Here is a 17,356-nt window from a genome sequence, read left to right as displayed (position 1 = left end):
CGCGGGCTGCGACCGGTCCGCACCACCGGTCACCTACTCGTCTGGGAAGTCGTTGAGGCGGCGGGTGAGGTCGTCCAGCATCCAGGCATCGACTGGCGCGAGACGGTTGGTTTCGTAGAGGTCGCGCACGATCTGAAGGGCGCGTTCGAGATAGGCGCGTTTTCCTGTCTTGACGACCTCCGACAAGTTGACGTTGGAAACCACGAGGTCGCGCTGCCACTGAGTGTTGGCCGGATCGCGCTGAGCGAGGCTCCGGGCAATGTCCAGCCCCGCTTGGTGCGCCGCCAGGGCTCCGGCTCCATCACCCTGCGCCATCAGAACGTCGCCGATCTTGTTGTGACTGACCGACAGATCGCGCTGCCACTCCGTGTTGGCCGGATCGCGCTGAGCGAGGCTCCGGGCAATGTCCAGCCCGGCTTGGTACGCCGCCAGGGCTCCGGCTCCATCACCCTGCACCACCAGAACGTCGCCGATCTTACTGTGACTGACCAATAGATCGCGCTGCCACTGCGTGTTGGCCGGATCGCGCTGAGCGAGAGCGGTGCGGAGCGCGAGCGAAGCCTGGTACGCCGCCAGGGCTCCGGCTCCATCGCCCTGCGCCACCAGAACATTGCCGATACGATCGTGACTGACCGACAGGTCGCGCTGCCACTCCGTGTTGGCCGGATCGCGCCGAGCGAGGCTCCGGGCAATGTCCAGCCCCGCTTGGTGCGCCGCCAGGGCTCCGGCTCCATCACCCTGCGCCACCAGAACATTGCCGATACGTTCGTGACTGGCCGACAGGTCGCGCTGCCACTCCGTGTTGGCCGGATCGCGCTGAGCGAGGCTCCGGGCAATGTCCAGCCCGGCTTGGTACGCCGCCAGGGCTCCGGCTCCATCACCCTGCACCACCAGAACGTCGCCGATCTTACTGTGACTGACCACTAGATCGCGCTGCCACTGCGTGTTGGCCGGATCGCGCTGAGCGAGAGCGGTGCGGAGCGCGAGCGAAGCCTGGTACGCCGCCAGGGCTCCGGCTCCATCACCCTGCGCCACCAGAATGTCGCCGATCCGGTCGTGACTGACCGACAGGTCGCGCTCCCACTCCGTGTTGGCCGGATCGCGCTGAGCGAGAGCGGTGCGGAGCGCGAGCGAAGCCTGGTACGCCGCCAGGGCTCCGGCTCCATCGCCCTGCGCCACCAGAACGTCGCCGATCTTATTGTGACTGACCGACAAATCGCGCTGCCACTCCGTGTTGGCCGGATCGCGCTGAGCGAGAGCGGTGCGGAGCGCGAGCGACGCCTGGTACGCCGCCAGAGCTTCGGCTCCATCACCCTGCGCCACCAGAACGTCGCCGATCCGCTCGTGACTGTTCGAGATATTGCGTTCGTCTTGATCCGCCATCGCTGCAGAACGAGCGCGGTAATAAGCTCCTAGCGCATCCTGGCTGTTTCCCAGCAAGATTTGGATATCGCCGATCTCGCCCCACAAAGCTGCATCGGAACCGCCAATCCGCGCGATTTCCTCAAGTATCGCCAACCTGCCGGTATGATCGGACACGATGCGCTGCACCTCGGCCTTCTCCTTCAGGAGCGGAATCAGGCGCCGTGCATGCGCTTCGTTCTCCTCGGCGATGCGTGCGGTCAGGACGCTCAGGGCTTCGCTCGGCTTGAGATCCCGAACCAGGCTTCGCGACCGCTCGACGGTGGCAGCGATGTCGACATCGTTCGACGGGGCCGGCGGCTTTCGGCCATGGGCCCGGGACGCCTTGATGTACTCCCGCAGCAGCCTCGGAATGTCGGCGACCGCCATATTCTGAGCTCCAAGTCTTTCGAGAATGGTCTTTCAAGAATGTCCTGCAAATCGGCAAACGGAATATGATTCTCCCTCGCGACCGGAAGGGCCTGGAACGCGATGAGATGCTCCCGGACGACCGTACCGGGCACCACGTAGGCTTCCCGGAGATGGGCCTCGCCGGCATTCGCCTGGAAGGTCGCGAGGCTGAGGATGCCGGCGAGCTGCTGGCCCCTGGTCAGGAAGACGGGTGAGCCGCTGGAGCCGCGCTTCGGCCATTAGCCGGCGGAATTCGCGCCGATGAACTGGCGCAGTCCATCCGCACCGATCATCTCGGCGAGCTTCCCCATGATCTCGACCTGGAACGATCCGCCCGGACGCCCGGGATCGACCAACCCGGCCAAGGCCTGTGCCTCCCCCGTCTCCCTGGCCGTGTCGGCGGCGGCCTGCAAGGCAACGATGTCGGGCGGGACCGCACTGGGCGACAGGAGCACCAGGTCCGGCGCAGGTCCCCGGCCGAGATCACAGTCGCTCAAGAGCGATCCGACGATGGCCGACGCGGCGGGATCGCGATGATCAGGAAAGACGTTTTCGACCTGCTTCTCGGTGCCTCCGTCTTTTGCCGTCGCCGTCGTCCAGACATGACGGCATGTCGCGACGTAGCCACCCTTGATGAACGCGCCGCAGCAGACGAAAGTCCGCCGTGGATGAGTCGCGTAGATGTGGACGAGGCTCTTCTGAATCATCGAGCGGCGGAGATCCAGATCATGACGGCCCGGATGATAGTCGAATTGCCGGACGGGCACCAAGTCCTGATCGGCGCGCCCGAGGGCGGGGCGATGGGGGAAATCGGCATCGCCGACGACGTCGCGCGCAAGACCAAGGACAGTTCGAGGCGGCGCTCGGCTCGCTCGCCGGCCTGAAGGCGGTGGAGGAGACGGTCGGCGCCCTGCCGAACCGGCCGGACGGGATCTAGATGGAGTTCGGCGCCTCGCTCACCGGCGAGTGCGACCTGTGGATCGTCTCGGGCGACACCGAGGCCGAGTTCAAGGTCACGCTGACCTGGGGAAACGGCAAATAGCCGGGGCAAGTCGCCGGGACGAGGGAAAGGCATGCACCGGTGGGCGGCGCGGGCACCCGCCCTCCCCTTCCTTGCCTTCTCGACCCGCTTCCCCTAGCCGTCGCGGCATCACCCCCGCCCCGACGAGCAGGAGCCCCGACGATGATCCCCCGCTACAGCCGGCCCGAGATGACGGCGATCTGGTCGCCGGAGACGCGTTTCCGGATCTGGTTCGAGATCGAGGCCCATGCCACGACCGCGCTCGCCGAACTCGGCGTCGTGCCGAAGGAGGCCGCCGCGACGGTGTGGGAGAAGGGCCGCGACGCGGTGTTCGACGTCGCGCGCATCGACGAGATCGAGCGCGTCACCAAGCACGACGTGATCGCGTTCCTGACCCATCTCGCCGAGATCGTCGGGCCAGAGGCGCGCTTCGTCCACCAGGGCATGACCTCGTCGGACGTGCTCGATACCTGCCTCAACGTGCAGCTCGCCCGCGCCGCCGACTTGCTCATTGCCGACATCGACGGGCTCTTGGCCGCGCTCAAGCGCCGGGCCTTCGAGCACAAGCTCACCCCGACCATCGGCCGCTCGCACGGCATCCACGCCGAGCCGGTCACCTTCGGGCTCAAACTCGCCCAGGCCTATGCCGAGTTCGAGCGGGCGCGCGCCCGTCTCGTCGCGGCCCGCGCCGAGATCGCCACCTGCGCCATCTCGGGGGCGGTCGGCACCTTCGCCAATATCGACCCGCGGGTGGAAGAGTACGTCGCCGCCCAGATGGGCCTCACGGTCGAGCCGGTCTCGACCCAGGTGATCCCGCGCGACCGCCACGCGATGTTCTTCGCGGTGCTCGGCGTCGTCGCCTCGTCGATCGAGCGGCTGTCGATCGAGGTGCGCCACCTCCAGCGCACCGAGGTGCTGGAGGCGGAAGAATACTTCTCCGAGGGCCAGAAGGGCTCCTCGGCGATGCCGCACAAGCGCAACCCGGTGCTGACCGAGAACCTGACCGGCCTCGCCCGCATGGTCCGGTCCTACGCGCTGCCGGCGATGGAGAACGTGGCGCTCTGGCACGAGCGCGACATCTCGCATTCCTCGGTCGAGCGGATGATCGGCCCGGACGCCACCGTCACCCTGGACTTTGCGCTCGCCCGCCTCACCGGCGTGGTCGACAAGCTGCTGGTCTATCCCGAGCAGATGCAGCGCAACCTCGACCGGCTCGGCGGCCTCGTCCACTCGCAGCGGGTGCTCCTGGCGCTCACGCAAGCCGGCGTGTCGCGCGAGGACGCCTATCGGCTGGTCCAGCGCAACGCGATGCCGGTCTGGCGCGGCGAGGGCGACTTCCTCACCCTGCTCCAGGCCGACCAGGAGGTGACCGCGGCGCTGAAGCCCGAGGCGATCGCCGAGTGCTTCGACCTCGGCTACCACCTCAAGCACGTCGACACGATCTTCCGACGGGTGTTCGGCTCGGAGAAGTAAGTGGACGGGCCGGACGCTCCAATGCGCCGGGCCACACCACGCGCAGGCTGAATTGAAACCTCCGCGTCATCCCGGGGCCGCGAAAGCGGAACCCGGGATCCATAACCGCTGACGTCGCAAGACGAAGCGGAACGCGATCTGTCTCGTCTTGAAATCTCAGCGGCTATGGATCCCGGGTTCTCGCCTTCGGCGAGCCCCGGGATGACGCGGAGAGTTTGGCTTTTCTCGATCAGACCCGACCAAGAGTCGGCGTTACACCCGCGCCCGCGGGTCGTGCCGCCCCAGGCGCTCCAGCAAGAAGTCCACCTCGGCGCGGGCCGCCGCCGACAGGCCGCCGGCGGGCTTGCGCTGGGCGTCCGAGGCGAGGATGCCCCGGCGCATCAGCACGTATTTGCGCACCGCGAGGCCGACGCCGGGCTGCTGCTCGTAGCGCAGGAGCGGCAGGTGGGCGTCGAAGATGTCGTGGGCCTGCGCCCGCTCGCCGGCCGCCGAGAGGCGGACGACATCCACCAGCATCTCCGGGAAGGCGTAGCCGGTATTGGCCCCGTCGGCGCCGCGCTCGCACTCGAAGTCGAGGAAGAGGCCGCCATTGCCGCACAGGATCGAGATCGGCCGCATCGACCCGTCGCGCTGGAAGGCGCGCAGCGCGGAGATCTTCTCGAGGCCCGGCCAGTCCTCGTGCTTGAGCATCACGCAATTGGCGTTGTCGGCGACGATGCGGCGGATCACGCCCGGCGTCATCACCACGCTCAGGGTCAGCGGGTAGTCCTGGATCACGAACGGCACGTCCGGCCCGATCACCTCGGCGGCCTGGGCGTAGTAGCCGACGATCTGGTCGTCGGTGCGCAAGGACGGCGGCGGCGCGATCATCACGCCGGCCGCGCCCGCCTCCATGACGGCGCGGGTGAGCGAGCCCATGGCGGCGAAACCCGGGGCCGAGACGCCGATGATGACGGGAAGCTTGGTGCGCCGGATCACCCGGGAGGCGACCGCGATCGCCTCGGCGCCGTCGAGCTTGGGCGCCTCGCCCATCATGCCAAGCACGGTGAGGCCGGTCGCGCCGATCTCGCCGTAGAAATCGGTCATCCGGTCGATCGAGGCCTCGTCGATGCGGCCGTCCGGGTGGAACGGGGTCGGGGCGATGGGGAAGACGCCCTTCGCGTCGGGGGTGAGCCGCATGTCGTGTCCTCTCCGTGTCGGCGAACGATAGGTCGCGCGCGCAACGGAGCGCAACCGCCCCGCGCGCCGGGGGCCCGCCGGATTCGCGCAGGGCGGGGCGGCCGGAATCGCGCTTGCCGCCGGGCGCCGCGTGGTGCTTGAAGGGCGGCTTGTTCGTGTATGGCCGCGCCGCCGGCCCCGCGAGAGGAAGACCCGCCATGTCCCGCATCGTCTACGTCAACGGCCGCTTCGTGCCCTTCGAGGAGGCGACGATCCCGATCATGGACCGCGGGTTCCTGTTCGCCGACGGGATCTACGAGGTGAGCGCGGTGCTCGACAGGCGCCTCGTCGACAACGAGGCCCATCTCGCGCGCCTCGACCGGTCGCTCTCCGAGATCGGCATCCGCAACCCCCACAGCATCGCCGAGTGGACGAGGCTCGAGGAGGAGCTGGTCACCCGCAACGGCCTCAAGGAAGGCCTCGTCTACATGGAGGTGACCCGCGGCGTCGCCGAGCGCGACTTCGCCTTCCCGCCCGAGGGCACGCCGCCGACCGTGGTGATGTTCACGCAAGCGAAGACCGTCTCGGCCAACCCCCTCGCCGAGCGCGGCGCCAAGGTCATTACCGTCGAGGACCTGCGCTGGAAGCGCCGGGACATCAAGTCGGTGGCCTTGCTCGCCCAGGTGCTGGCCAAGCAGCAGGCCGCCGCCGCCGGCGTCGCCGAGGCCTGGATGCACGAGGACGGCTTCGTGACCGAGGGCGGCTCCTCCACCGCCTTCATCATCACCGAGGACAACCGCATCGTCACCCGCCCGCTCTCGACGGCCCTGCTCCCCGGCATCACCCGCCGCGCGGTGATGCGGCTCGCCGAGGAGAACGGGCTCACGGTCGAGGAGCGCGCCTTTACGGTGGCGGAGGCGGAGGCCGCCGCCGAGGCGTTCTTCACCTCGGCCTCGGCCTTCGTGATGCCGGTGATCGAGATCGACGGGAAGCGCGTCGGCGGCGGCCAGCCCGGACCGATGACCCGGCGCCTGCGCGACCTCTATCTGGAGATGGCCAGGGCCGGCTGACGGCAAGGACGGCTGCGCGTCGTTCCGCCTGCCGCGGACGGCCGGCTCGCTCGCGGATTGCCCCGGAAAGTCCCGGGCATGTCCGCGGCGACCGACGGAGACCGCGACGCGCTCGTATCGGGCACCGATACGTCTCACTTGATCAGACCGTATCGGCGTGCGATACCAAATGCCGATGAGGGGGCCGCCTCGTGATCCGCAGCTTCGCCGATGAGCGGACCCGCCACGTCTTCGAGGGACGGCATCCGAAGGGTATCCCGGCCGACATTCTCAAGACGGCCCGGCGCAAGCTCGACTATCTGGACGCGGCAACCTCCCTCGACGCCCTGAAGGTTCCGCCGGGCAACACGCCATCCGGATCAACGATCAGTTCCGCGTGTGCTTTCGCTGGACGGAAATCGGACCGGAGGACGTGGAGATCGTCGACTATCACTGACGACCACCGTTCCGGGCAGCGCCCTGCTCCGTGGGAGACGACCGGCATGAGCACCGAGTACGAGAGCGATACCGTCCTGCCGCCGATGCACCCGGGCGAGGTTCTGCGGGAAGAGTTCATGGTTCCGCTGAACCTGACGGCCTACGCCATCGCGAAGGCGTGTCGCGTGCCGCGGACGCGGATCGAGCGCATCGCCCGCGAGGAGATCGGCATCACCGCCGATACCGCCCTGCGGCTCGGACGCTATTTCGGAATGGACCCGCAGGTCTGGGTGAACCTGCAGAGCCGTTTCGACCTGCTGACCGCCCGCGCGGCGATCGGTGCGGCGATGGACGACATCCGCCCCCTGCAGCGCGAGGCGGCCTGAGCGGGGCCGGAACCCTCGGGAGCCGGCCCGGTTTCCTTCGGGAGACTCCACTCGCAGGAGAAACCCGATGTCCAAGCTGATGCGTGGCGGGCTCGCCGCGCTGGCGATCGTCGCCGGCGCCACCGCCGCCCTCGCCCAGTCGCCCGAGGTACCCCTGAAGGGGCGCGACCGCGATCCGAACCTGCCGCCCCTGAACCAGACCATCCCCGAGAAGGTCCGGCCCGGCGATGCGACCACGAACGCCGACAAGTCCGACACCACCGGCTCGACGCTGAGCGACAAGCTCCAGCGCTCCGACGGCGTGATCAAGCCGCCGGCCACCGGAACGCCCGACATGGCGGTGCAGCCCCCGGAGCCGACCCCGAACTCGACCCCGGTGATCAAGCCCGGCGAGCTGCCGGGCCAGGGTCCCGGCACCGAGGCGAAGTAGGCCCCTGTCCCCGCGCGCCTGACGCATCTCCCGGGCCCAGCTTGATTTCCAGGCCCGGATCGCCGAAGAGCGCATACGCGTGACACCATTCGCAGCCGATCAGCCCCGCGCCTCGTGCGCCGGGGCTTTTCGCGCGGCGGGCAGGGACGGGTATTAGTGATATGGCGAACGTCGTCGTCGTGGGCGCCCAATGGGGCGACGAGGGCAAGGGCAAGATCGTCGACTGGCTCTCCGAGCAGGCCGATGTCGTGGTGCGCTTCCAGGGCGGGCACAATGCCGGCCACACCCTCGTCATCGACGGCGTGACCTACAAGCTGTCGCTCCTGCCCTCGGGCGTGGTGCGCGGCGGCACCCTGTCGGTCATCGGCAACGGCGTGGTGGTCGATCCCTGGCACCTCGTGGAGGAAATCGCCCGGATCGGCCAGCAGGGCGTGACCATCACCCCCGAGAACCTGCGCATCGCCGACAACGCGACGCTGATCCTGCCGCTGCACCGCGAGCTCGACCACTTCCGCGAGACCTCGAACGCGGTGCTCAAGATCGGCACCACCAAGCGCGGCATCGGCCCGGCCTACGAGGACAAGGTCGGCCGCCGGGCGATCCGCGTCGTCGACCTCGCCGATGCCGAGATGCTCGATGCCAAGATCGGCCGGCTGCTCGCCCACCACAACGCCCTGCGCCGGGGACTGGGCATCGACGAGATCGACGGCGCGGCGCTGAAGGCCGAGCTGCTCGCCATCGCCCCCAAGATCCTGCCCTTCGCCGACACGGTGTGGTCGCTCCTCGACGACGCCCGCCGCTCGGGCAAGCGCATCCTGTTCGAGGGCGCGCAGGGCGCCCTTCTCGACGTCGACCACGGCACCTACCCGTACGTGACCTCGTCCAACATCGTGGCCGCGCAGGCGGCGACGGGGTCGGGCCTCGGCCCGGGCGCGATCGGCTACGTGCTCGGCATCGTCAAGGCCTACACCACCCGGGTCGGCGAGGGGCCGTTCCCGACCGAGCTCACCGACGCGATCGGCGAGCGGATCGGCGAGCGCGGCCGCGAGTTCGGCGTCGTGACCGGCCGCAAGCGCCGCTGCGGCTGGTTCGACGCCGCCCTGGTGCGCCAGACCGTGCGGACCTCGGGGATCGACGGCATCGCGCTCACGAAGCTCGACATCCTGGACGGCTTCGAGACGATCCAGATCTGCACCGGCTACCGCCTCGACGGCCGCGAGATCGACCACCTGCCGGCGAGCCAGGCCGACCAGGCCCGGGTCGAGCCGATCTACGAGGCCTTCGAGGGCTGGAGCGAGACCACCGCGGGCGGCCGTTCCTGGGCCGATCTGCCGGCCCAGGCGATCAAGTACGTGCGCCGGATCGAGGAACTGATCGGCGCGCCGGTCGCCCTGCTCTCGACCTCGCCGGAGCGGGACGACACCATCCTGGTCCACAACCCCTTCGAGGATTGAGCGGATCCCTGCGCGCATCCCGGCGGGCGAAGCTTGACGCCCGCCGCCCCGCACGACAAGGCATGCGGCGACCATGGCCGATTATTACCCCCTGCTCGCCCGTGCCCTCGAGGCCCTGCCCGACCGCTCGCCCGACCTGCGCCACACGGTCTACGAGCGCGCCCGCGCGGCACTGATCGGCCAGCTCCGCTCCCTCGATCCGCCCCTGTCGGAGGCCGATATCGAGGCGGAGCGGGTCTCCCTCGACCGGGCGATCGCCCGGCTCGAGATCGAGCATGGCGGCCAGCCGGATCCCGCGGCCCGGGAGGCGCATCCGGAACCGTCACCACCGGCGCCGGCCGCCGATGCGACGCCCGCGCCTTCCCCGGCCGAGCCGGAGGCGAAGCCCGGACTGCCCCGGGCCACCCCGCCCGCCCCCCTCCCCGACCCCGCGCCCCACACCGCCGACGCCCTACCGGAGGCCGGTCCCCCGGTCGAGCTGAAGCTGCCCCCGGCCCGCCCCCGCACGCCGGAGCCGGCCGCCGAGGAACCGGGGACGGAGACGGCCGCCGGCGGCCCGCAGCGTCCGCGCCTCGACGTGGTGGCGCCGAAGCGCGACCGCTCGCGGCTGGTGCGCAACGGCATCGTGGCGGCGGTGCTGGCATCGATCGTCGGCGCCATCGCGGTCACCGCCTGGTCCCTGCGCGACAACCCGGCCGCTCTGCCGACGGGGTTTGCCGAGAACGGTCCCAACCGGCCGGCGGAGGCCCAGGATTCGAAATTCGCCGACCGGGTCGGTGGCGAGCGGGCGCCCCAGGCCCCGGCGCCCGCGCCGGCACCCGCCGCGCCCCAGGGCGGCACGGCCCGTCCCGCGCCGACGCCCGATCTCGCGGTGGCACAGCGCGGCACGCTCTACGAGGAGAACGGCCCGCAGGGCTCGGCCCCGAAGGCGACCCAGGCCCGGGTGGTCTGGCGCCTCGACGCGGTGAATGCCGGCCAGGGCCAGCCGCTCCAGACCGTGGTGCGGGCAACCGTCGACGTGCCGGATGCGGGCCTCAGCCTCGCGATGGTCCTGCGCCGCAACACCGACGCGACCCTGCCGGCCTCGCACATCATCGAGCTGACCTTCACCTCGACCGACGCGAACCGCACGGTGCGCGACGTCGGCCTGATCCAGTTCAAGGACGACGAATCCAGCCGCGGCTCGCCGGTCTCCGGCCTGCCGGTGCCGGTGCGCGACAACCTGTTCCTGATCGGCCTCTCGAACCTGAAGGCCGATATCGAACGCAACACCGACCTCCTGCTCAAGCGCAACTGGATCGACCTGCCGATCCGCTACGCCAACGGCAACCGGGCGATCCTGACCTTCGAGAAGGGCAATGCCGGCGAGAAGGTGCTGCGGGAAGCCTTCGAGCAGTGGCAGCCGTAAGGGCCCGGCACGGCTGACCGGCCCGCCGGCACGAGACGCGATCATGCCCGAACCTGCGGCGGGCCGGCCTCACCCGTCCCGGAATTCGTCCGATATCATTGTGCATGTCGGGCGGCGCGGATCGAGCATTGTGCGACGAAGTGGAGGCTGGTTCGTCGAAGAAAATGCGGCAAGACAACGACTTAGAGAGCTTCGCGATTGCAAGGCGATCGTGAAGTGCTCTAGAAGCCCGCCCCTGGGGCGGGCATGGCGGGTGGGGACGTGCTGACAACTCTTTCGCGCGACGAGCTCGAGGCGGAAGTCCTGCGCCTGCGCGCCATCCTGGACAGGGCGGGAATCGAGCCCGGCTCCGTCGGCACGCCGGTGGATGCGGCGTCGCCGGACGGCGCGCGGGATCTGGCGGCGGCCCTCGACGCCAGCCGGACGGCCCTGGCCCAGAGCGAGGCGCGCCAGCGGGCGATCTTCGACAGCGCGGTCGACGTCGCCATGATCGTCACCGACCTCGACGGCACCGTCACCAACTGGAATTCGGGCGCCGAGCGGGCGATGGGCTGGACGGGCGCGGAGATGCGCGGCCAGGGGGTCGACCGCATCTTCGCGCCTGAGGACCGGGCCCGGGGCTGCGTCCCGCGGGAGATGCGGCAGGCCCTGCGGGACGGACGGGCCTCCGACGACCGCTGGCACCTGCGCAAGGATGGCGAGCGGTTCTGGGCCTCGGGCGAGCTGATGCCGCTGCGCGACGGGGGCGGCGGGCCGATCGGCTTCGTGAAGATCCTGCGCGACCGCACCGGCGAGCATCTGGCCGGCATCGCCCTGCGCGCGGTCGAGGATCGTTACCGTCTCGCCGCCCGCGCGACCAACGACGCGATCTGGGATTGGGATCTGGCGACCGACGCCGTGCTCTGGAACGAGGCCCTGGCCCGGTCCTACGGCTACGCCCTCGCCGGCGTCGCGCCGACCGGCGCGTGGTGGATCGCCCGGATCCATCCGGACGACCGGGACCGCATCGAGCGCTCCATCCACGCGGTCATCGACGGGACCGCCACCTCCTGGACCGACGAGTACCGCTTCTGCCGTGCGGACGGCTCCTACGCGCCGGTGCTCGACCGCGGCCACGTGATCCGCGATGCCGAGGGCCGCGCCGTGCGCATGATCGGCGCCATGCTCGACCTGACCGGCCTGCGCGAAGCCGAGACCGCGTTACGCGCCAGCGAGGAGCGCTTCCGCACGATCCTCGACACGGTGGAGGCGGCCTTCGCCATCGTCGAGGTCAAGTTCGATGCCGACGACCGGCCGGTGGATTACCGCTTCGTCGAAGCGAACCCCGCCTTCGAGCGGGAGGCCGGGGTCAACCTGCGCGGCAAGTGGGTGACCGAATTCGCCCCGGACCTGGAGCCGTTCTGGTTCGAGACCTACGGGCGCGTCGCCCGGACCCGGGAGCCGACGACCTTCGAGAGCTACGCCGAGGCGTTCAAGCGCTGGTTCGACGTCCGGGCGGTCCCGGTCGGGCAGCCCGACGACCGGCAGATCGCCATCATCTTCAACGACGTGACCGCGCGGCGCGACGCCGAGGAGCGCCTGCGCGCCAGCGAGGCGCTCGCCCGCGAGAACGTCGAGCGCGTCCAGCTCGCCCTGGCGGCGGGCGCGATCATCGGCACCTGGCATTGGGACATCCCCGCCGACCGGTTCACCGTCGACGAGGGCTTCGCCCGGGCCTTCGGCCTCGATCCCGCCCTGGGTCGCGAGGGCATTCCCCTCGCCCAGATCGTCGCCCCCGTCCACCCGGACGACCAGGCAGCCCTGGCCGCGGCGATGAACGAAGCGATCGAGCGAGGCGGCGCCTATGCCCACCAGTACCGGGTGCGCCGCGCCGACGGCCATTATTCCTGGATCGAGGCCAATGGCCGCGTCGATCACGGGCCGGACGGGACGCCGCTGAGCTTTCCCGGCGTGCTCCTCGACGTCGAGGAGCGCCGCACCGTCGAGCAGGAGCGCGACCGCGCCATCGCCCAGCTGCGGGCGCTCGCCGGCACCCTGGAGCAGCGCGTGAGCGAGCGCACCGCCGAGCTGATGCAGGCGGAGGAGCAGCTGCGCCAGTCGCAGAAGATGGAGGCGGTGGGCCAGCTCACCGGGGGCCTCGCCCACGACTTCAACAACCTGCTCGCCGGCATCTCCGGCAGCCTGGAACTGATGAACGCCCGCATCGGCCAGGGCCGGCTCGCGGAGATCGACAAGTACATGGTCGCGGCGCAGGGGGCGACCCGGCGGGCGGCGGCCCTGACCCACCGCCTGCTGGCCTTCTCGCGCCGCCAGACGCTCGACCCCAAGGCCACCGACGTCAATGCCCTGATCGGCGGCATGACCGAGCTGATCCAGCGCACGGTCGGCCCCAGCGTGCAGATCGACACGGTGTGCCTGCCCGACCTGTGGCCGGCGCTGGTCGACCCGTCGCAGCTCGAGAACGCGCTCCTCAACCTCTGCATCAATGCCCGCGATGCGATGCCCGACGGCGGCCGGATCACGATCGAGACCGGCCACCGCCGGATCGACCGTCCGGCGGCGCAGCGCCAGGACATGCCGGAGGGCCATTACCTCGCGCTCGCCGTCTCCGACACCGGAACCGGGATGCCGCCGGAGGTGATCGCCAAGGCGTTCGACCCGTTCTTCACGACGAAGCCGCTGGGCCAGGGGACGGGCCTGGGCCTGTCGATGATCTACGGCTTCGCCAAGCAGTCCGGCGGGCAGGTGCGCATCCACTCCAAGGAGGGCGAAGGCACGACCGTCAGCATCTACCTGCCGCGCCATCGCGGCGCGGCGGAGCGGGACGAGGCACCGGTGGAGCAGGGCCTGCGCCCCATCGCGGAGGCCGGCGAGACCGTGCTGGTGGTGGACGACGAGCCGACCGTGCGCATGCTGGTCGCGGACGTGCTCGGCGACCTCGGCTACACGGCGATCGAGGCGGCGGATGGCGGCGGCGGCCTGTCGGTCCTGCAATCCGACGCGCGGATCGACCTGCTCGTCACCGATGTCGGCCTGCCCGGGGGCCTGAACGGCCGCCAGATGGCGGATGCGGCCCGGGTGAGCCGCCCCCACCTCAAGGTGCTGTTCATCACCGGTTTCGCGGAGAACGCGCTTCTGAGCAACGGCCAGCTCGAACCGGGCATGGCGGTGCTGACGAAGCCCTTCGCGGTGGATGTGCTGGCAACCCGCATCCGCGAGCTGATCGGCGCGTGAGCGGTGCCGGGCGCCCCGAGAGGAATGCGGTGCCGCGCCCCGTCGGCGCGGCACCGGACCGTTCGGCTCCGTCTCGCCCGGAGGATTACCGGATGGACGACCCGACCTCGGCCCGCTTCTGCGGCACCGTCTCGTCCTCGACCGCGAAGACCCAGACCGTGCCGCCCTGCGGGATGTCCTTCTCCCAGCCGTGCTCGTCGGCCATGATGCCCTGGACCAGGGCGGAATCGACGCCCCAGCCCGACACGACCGCGATGTACTGCTTGCCGTCGATGGCGTAGCTGATCGGCGGCGAGATGATCCCCGAATTGGTCTTGAAGCTCCACAGCTCCTTGCCGGACTTGGCGTCGTAGGCCCGAAACATCCGGTCGCTGGTGCCGCCGGTGAAGATCAGGTCGGTGGCCGTCGACAGGATCGAGCCCCACATCCACGACTTGGCGTAGGTGTCGCGCCACACCTCCTTGTTGGTGTTGACGTCGATAGCCTGGATGCCGCCGATATATTTCACGTCCTTGTCGATCAGGAGCTTGATGTCGGTGATGTCGACGCCGGCGGACCATTGGCCGGGGACCCGCTCCTGGATCTTGCCCTCGTAGGTCATGCAGTGATTGTCGTTGAACGGGACGTACAGCATCCCGGTCTTCGGGTTGAAGGATTCGTAGGGCCAGTCCTTGCCGCCCCACACGCTCGGGCAGTAGGTGCCGGCCCGGCCGGTGCCGGGCACGCCGGCCTGGTTGTAGGTCGGCCGACCGGTCTTCGGATCGACGCTCGAAAAGACCGTGTTCTTCACGAAGGGCCGGGCGTCGAGGAAGCTGATCTGGCCGCCATCGGTGCGGCCGAGCCGGTAGAGATACCCGTTGCGCTGGGCGCTGATCATCGCCGGCACCTTCTTGCCGTCGCGGTCGAGCTCGATCAGGGTCGGGGCGTTCATCGCGGCCCAGTCCCAGGAATCGTTCCAGTGGTACTGGAAGTGGCTCTTGATCGTGCCGTCCGCCGGGTTCAGCGCGACGACCGAGGCGACGTACAGGTTGTCGCCGGGCCGCTGGTCGCCGAGCCAGGGCGAGCCGTTGCCGACGCCCCAGTAGAGCACCCCGTTCTTGGCGTCGTAGTTGCCCGGCATCCACATCGTGCCGCCGCCGATCTTCCAGGCATCCTTCCAGCGGCCCTCCTTCGGCCAGGTCTCGGAGCCCGGTTGGCCGGGAGCCGGCACGGCCCAGAAGGTCCAGTCCTCCTTGCCGGTCTCGGCGTCGAAGGCCTTCAGGAAGCCGCGCACGCCGAACTCGCCCCCGGACGGGCCGATCATGATCCGGCCGTTCACCGCGACCGGGGCCGAGGTGATGTAGGCCCCCTGCGTCCAGTCGCAGACCTCGGCCTCCCACGCTACCTTGCCGGTCTTGGCGTCGAGGGCGACGAGCCGGCAGTCGAGGCCGGCGACGTAGACCTTGTCGCCCCACAGGGCGACGCCGCGATTGGTGTAGTGGAAGGCGCTGAACCCCTCGGGGAAGTCGCGCTTGTAGCGCCAGACCGACTCCCCGGTCTTCGCATCCATGGCGATGACCTGGTTGTAGGGCGTGGCGACATACATGACGCCGTTGTTGACGATCGGCGGCGCCTCGTGGCCGGAGGTCACGCCGGTGGCATAGCTCCAGACCGGCCTCAGCGACTTGACGTTGCCGGCGTTGACCTGCTCGAGCGGCGTGTAGCTCCAGCCGGCATAGTTGCCCTTGGCCATCAGCCAGTTCTCGGGCTCCGGGTTGGAGAGCCGCTCCTGGGTGACCGTCGCGTAGGTCTTCAGCGGCGCCGCCGCGGCGAGGGCGGGCACGAGGACGGAGCCGAGCAGGGCCGCGGACAGGGTCTTGATCATGGCGTTGACCTCCCAGAAGCGTCGTGTGGCGAAAGCGTCTTTCCGGTTCTCGCGACCGGTTATTGCTGCGACGGGGCCGCGCCGAGGGCGCCGACGAACGCGCCCGCCACCGTGACCGCCCCGTCGGTCACGGCGATCGGCAGCCCGGCGAGGCGGCGCGTGGCCGGGCCGGTCAGGACGGTGCCGTTGTCGGCGAGGTCGAAGCGCGAGCCGTGGCAGGTGCAGACCACCGAGCGGTGGTCCTCGTTGAGGAGCGTGATCGGGCAGCCGTTATGGGTGCAGATCGCCGAATAGGCGACGAGGCCGTCCGCCGCTCGCGGCGCCGTGGCCGCGGTCAGGGCGGCGGGGTCGGTGCGGATCAGCAGGATCTGGTTGACCCGCGAGCCGCTGCGGACCGTCCCGGTCGCCGGATCGACCGGATAGACGAGACGCGGCGGATCGCCGGCCTTGAGGTCGGCCGCCATGACCTTCTGGTCCTTGGCCTCGCCGCTGAGATACGCGAAGGTGTCGCCGGGCTGCGGGCGCATCGATTTGGGATTCGGCGCCTTGACGGTCGATGCGTTGGCGGCCGGGACTTGACCGCCGGCCGGCTCTGCGGCGGCGAGGGCGTCGGCGGGGGCGAGAAGCAGCGCGAGCCCCGCCGTGAGAAGGCCTCGGCGCGGCAACGGCGCCCCGGTGCATCCGCCCGCGCACGGCTCCTGCGTCGTCTCGTCGGTCATGGGCACTCTCTCCGCGAAGGACCTATCGGGGAAGGGCTTCGGCCCCGGCCCCGGAGCAGCGTGCGGCCGCCCGGGACGGCGCGCGTCAATGGACGCACGGTCGTCGCGGCCTCGACGCCGCAGCGCAGCATGGTGATGTCAAGAAATGTGTGCGTCGCACACGCGGTCATGACCGACTTATGCCGGTCTCTCGCATCCTTATCCTCCCTGTCGTCTCGTCGGTCGGACGTGTCTCCGCCGGATGGCACTGCTAAAGGCGCCTTGGACAGACGATATCACCGTGATTTTCTCTCTTGCAACAATTCTAGACACAACAGAGACGACAATATTATCATAATAAGATTATGATAAATCTATAATATCATAATAAAAATCAGGGACGCACTTTCCATTTGCGGGACGTCTCGCCGCCCGGCAGGCTCGCGACGACGCGCGCCGGTACCTCGGCGGCGCCTCTGCGAAGGACCGGGCATGACGATGCGACTCGCGCTGGGCAGCCTCGCCCTCGTGCTCCAGGCCGCTGCGGCCCAGGCCGTCGAGTGGAGCCGGCACGACATCCTGACGGAAGCGGGCCGACCGCTGCTGGTCGCGGGCGCCGGCGCGACGGTGGAGGTCGGCGAGACGCCCGCCTTCTTTCGGCGCGTCGCGGCCGGCGGCGCGGAGTGCGAGGCCAAGGACGGCAAGACGGGCCGCATCCGCATCGTCTGCACCGGCGCGGGCGGCCATCCGGTCACCGTCTATATCGGCGCGATCGTCGACGCCGGGAAGTTCCTGATCCAGCAGGTCGCCATCGACACGCGGATGCTTCCGGCCGCGGAGCGCGTGGCGCATATGCGAACGCTGACGCGATGACGGGCCGGTCGTCGGACCGGCCCGTCATCGCGTCGATTCGACGTGCGGGGCGACGAAC

The 17,356-nt window shown here is 69.7% G+C and carries 15 protein-coding genes; 10 read left to right on the top strand and 5 right to left on the bottom strand.

Features of this window, described 5'->3' with window-relative positions; translation table 11 throughout:
• Positions 1-33: 33 nt before the first annotated feature.
• Together miv_RS08380 and miv_RS08375 are read right to left on the bottom strand one after the other, a co-directional pair.
• Positions 34-1,791: a hypothetical protein gene (locus miv_RS08380; RefSeq protein ID WP_207182258.1), complete on the bottom strand. Its 1,758-nt coding sequence runs from the start codon at positions 1,789-1,791 to the stop codon at positions 34-36.
• Between the two features lie 260 nt (positions 1,792-2,051).
• Positions 2,052-2,519: a hypothetical protein gene (locus miv_RS08375; RefSeq protein ID WP_207182257.1), complete on the bottom strand. Its 468-nt coding sequence runs from the start codon at positions 2,517-2,519 to the stop codon at positions 2,052-2,054.
• A 21-nt stretch (positions 2,520-2,540) separates the two neighbouring features.
• On the opposite strand from miv_RS08375, the gene miv_RS08370 reads away from it, so the two are divergent.
• From miv_RS08370 to purB, 3 genes are all read left to right on the top strand, one after another.
• Positions 2,541-2,696, top strand: coding sequence for a hypothetical protein (locus tag miv_RS08370; protein WP_165602022.1), 156 nt, complete (start codon positions 2,541-2,543; stop codon positions 2,694-2,696).
• 53 nt (positions 2,697-2,749) lie between these two features.
• Positions 2,750-2,854 (top strand): CU044_2847 family protein, encoded by a 105-nt coding sequence (locus miv_RS33705; RefSeq protein WP_280529465.1) that lies wholly within the window; start codon positions 2,750-2,752, stop codon positions 2,852-2,854.
• A 141-nt stretch (positions 2,855-2,995) separates the two neighbouring features.
• Positions 2,996-4,306, top strand: coding sequence for an adenylosuccinate lyase (gene purB, locus miv_RS08365; protein ID WP_207182256.1), 1,311 nt, complete (start codon positions 2,996-2,998; stop codon positions 4,304-4,306).
• Positions 4,307-4,558: 252 nt separating this feature from the next.
• On the opposite strand, the gene miv_RS08360 is transcribed toward purB, so the two are convergent.
• Complete coding sequence (locus miv_RS08360; protein WP_058619644.1) at positions 4,559-5,485, bottom strand: dihydrodipicolinate synthase family protein; 927 nt, start codon at positions 5,483-5,485, stop codon at positions 4,559-4,561.
• A gap of 197 nt (positions 5,486-5,682) precedes the next feature.
• Here miv_RS08360 and miv_RS08355 point away from each other — a divergent pair, with 197 nt between their 5' ends.
• The 6 genes from miv_RS08355 (at position 5,683) to miv_RS08325 (ending at position 13,863) form a co-directional block, all read left to right on the top strand.
• Positions 5,683-6,534: a D-amino-acid transaminase gene (locus miv_RS08355; RefSeq protein ID WP_207182255.1), complete on the top strand. Its 852-nt coding sequence runs from the start codon at positions 5,683-5,685 to the stop codon at positions 6,532-6,534.
• A 191-nt stretch (positions 6,535-6,725) separates the two neighbouring features.
• On the top strand, positions 6,726-7,337 hold the full coding sequence (locus miv_RS33905) for a HigA family addiction module antitoxin (protein ID WP_425312965.1): 612 nt from the start codon (positions 6,726-6,728) through the stop codon (positions 7,335-7,337).
• Between the two features lie 67 nt (positions 7,338-7,404).
• Positions 7,405-7,767: a hypothetical protein gene (locus tag miv_RS08340; protein ID WP_207182254.1), complete on the top strand. Its 363-nt coding sequence runs from the start codon at positions 7,405-7,407 to the stop codon at positions 7,765-7,767.
• A gap of 161 nt (positions 7,768-7,928) precedes the next feature.
• Positions 7,929-9,221: an adenylosuccinate synthase gene (locus miv_RS08335; protein ID WP_207182253.1), complete on the top strand. Its 1,293-nt coding sequence runs from the start codon at positions 7,929-7,931 to the stop codon at positions 9,219-9,221.
• A gap of 73 nt (positions 9,222-9,294) precedes the next feature.
• A complete protein-coding gene (locus miv_RS08330; protein ID WP_207182252.1) occupies positions 9,295-10,629 on the top strand; it encodes a histidine kinase in 1,335 nt (444 codons plus the stop codon).
• A 261-nt stretch (positions 10,630-10,890) separates the two neighbouring features.
• A complete protein-coding gene (locus tag miv_RS08325; RefSeq protein WP_207182250.1) occupies positions 10,891-13,863 on the top strand; it encodes a PAS domain-containing hybrid sensor histidine kinase/response regulator in 2,973 nt (990 codons plus the stop codon).
• A gap of 85 nt (positions 13,864-13,948) precedes the next feature.
• Here the strand turns inward: miv_RS08325 and miv_RS08320 are convergent, their stop codons facing one another.
• Positions 13,949-15,727 (bottom strand): PQQ-dependent dehydrogenase, methanol/ethanol family, encoded by a 1,779-nt coding sequence (locus miv_RS08320; protein ID WP_048426422.1) that lies wholly within the window; start codon positions 15,725-15,727, stop codon positions 13,949-13,951.
• 59 nt (positions 15,728-15,786) lie between these two features.
• Positions 15,787-16,446: a QcrA and Rieske domain-containing protein gene (locus tag miv_RS08315; RefSeq protein WP_207182248.1), complete on the bottom strand. Its 660-nt coding sequence runs from the start codon at positions 16,444-16,446 to the stop codon at positions 15,787-15,789.
• A 471-nt stretch (positions 16,447-16,917) separates the two neighbouring features.
• Between miv_RS08315 and miv_RS08310 the strand changes: the two genes are divergently transcribed.
• Positions 16,918-17,298 carry a hypothetical protein gene (locus miv_RS08310; protein WP_207182245.1) on the top strand — a complete coding sequence of 127 codons (381 nt, stop codon included), beginning with the start codon at positions 16,918-16,920 and terminating at the stop codon, positions 17,296-17,298.
• Positions 17,299-17,356 lie beyond the last annotated feature (58 nt).

The sequence above is a fragment of the Methylobacterium indicum genome (genome assembly GCF_017347565.1).
Classification (GTDB): Bacteria; Pseudomonadota; Alphaproteobacteria; order Rhizobiales; family Beijerinckiaceae; genus Methylobacterium; species Methylobacterium indicum.
The sequence above is the reverse complement of the archived record's forward strand: the minus strand, read 5'-3'. Positions and strand labels throughout refer to the sequence as shown.

Coding starts and splice junctions, on each gene's coding strand:
- miv_RS08380 (WP_207182258.1), bottom strand. CDS start 1,791: ATGGCGGTCGCCGACATTCCGAGGCTGCTGCGGGAGTACATCAAGGCG.
- miv_RS08375 (WP_207182257.1), bottom strand. CDS start 2,519: ATGATTCAGAAGAGCCTCGTCCACATCTACGCGACTCATCCACGGCGG.
- miv_RS08370 (WP_165602022.1), top strand. CDS start 2,541: ATGACGGCCCGGATGATAGTCGAATTGCCGGACGGGCACCAAGTCCTG.
- miv_RS33705 (WP_280529465.1), top strand. CDS start 2,750: ATGGAGTTCGGCGCCTCGCTCACCGGCGAGTGCGACCTGTGGATCGTC.
- purB (WP_207182256.1), top strand. CDS start 2,996: ATGATCCCCCGCTACAGCCGGCCCGAGATGACGGCGATCTGGTCGCCG.
- miv_RS08360 (WP_058619644.1), bottom strand. CDS start 5,485: ATGCGGCTCACCCCCGACGCGAAGGGCGTCTTCCCCATCGCCCCGACC.
- miv_RS08355 (WP_207182255.1), top strand. CDS start 5,683: ATGTCCCGCATCGTCTACGTCAACGGCCGCTTCGTGCCCTTCGAGGAG.
- miv_RS08340 (WP_207182254.1), top strand. CDS start 7,405: ATGTCCAAGCTGATGCGTGGCGGGCTCGCCGCGCTGGCGATCGTCGCC.
- miv_RS08335 (WP_207182253.1), top strand. CDS start 7,929: ATGGCGAACGTCGTCGTCGTGGGCGCCCAATGGGGCGACGAGGGCAAG.
- miv_RS08330 (WP_207182252.1), top strand. CDS start 9,295: ATGGCCGATTATTACCCCCTGCTCGCCCGTGCCCTCGAGGCCCTGCCC.
- miv_RS08320 (WP_048426422.1), bottom strand. CDS start 15,727: ATGATCAAGACCCTGTCCGCGGCCCTGCTCGGCTCCGTCCTCGTGCCC.
- miv_RS08315 (WP_207182248.1), bottom strand. CDS start 16,446: ATGACCGACGAGACGACGCAGGAGCCGTGCGCGGGCGGATGCACCGGG.
- miv_RS08310 (WP_207182245.1), top strand. CDS start 16,918: ATGACGATGCGACTCGCGCTGGGCAGCCTCGCCCTCGTGCTCCAGGCC.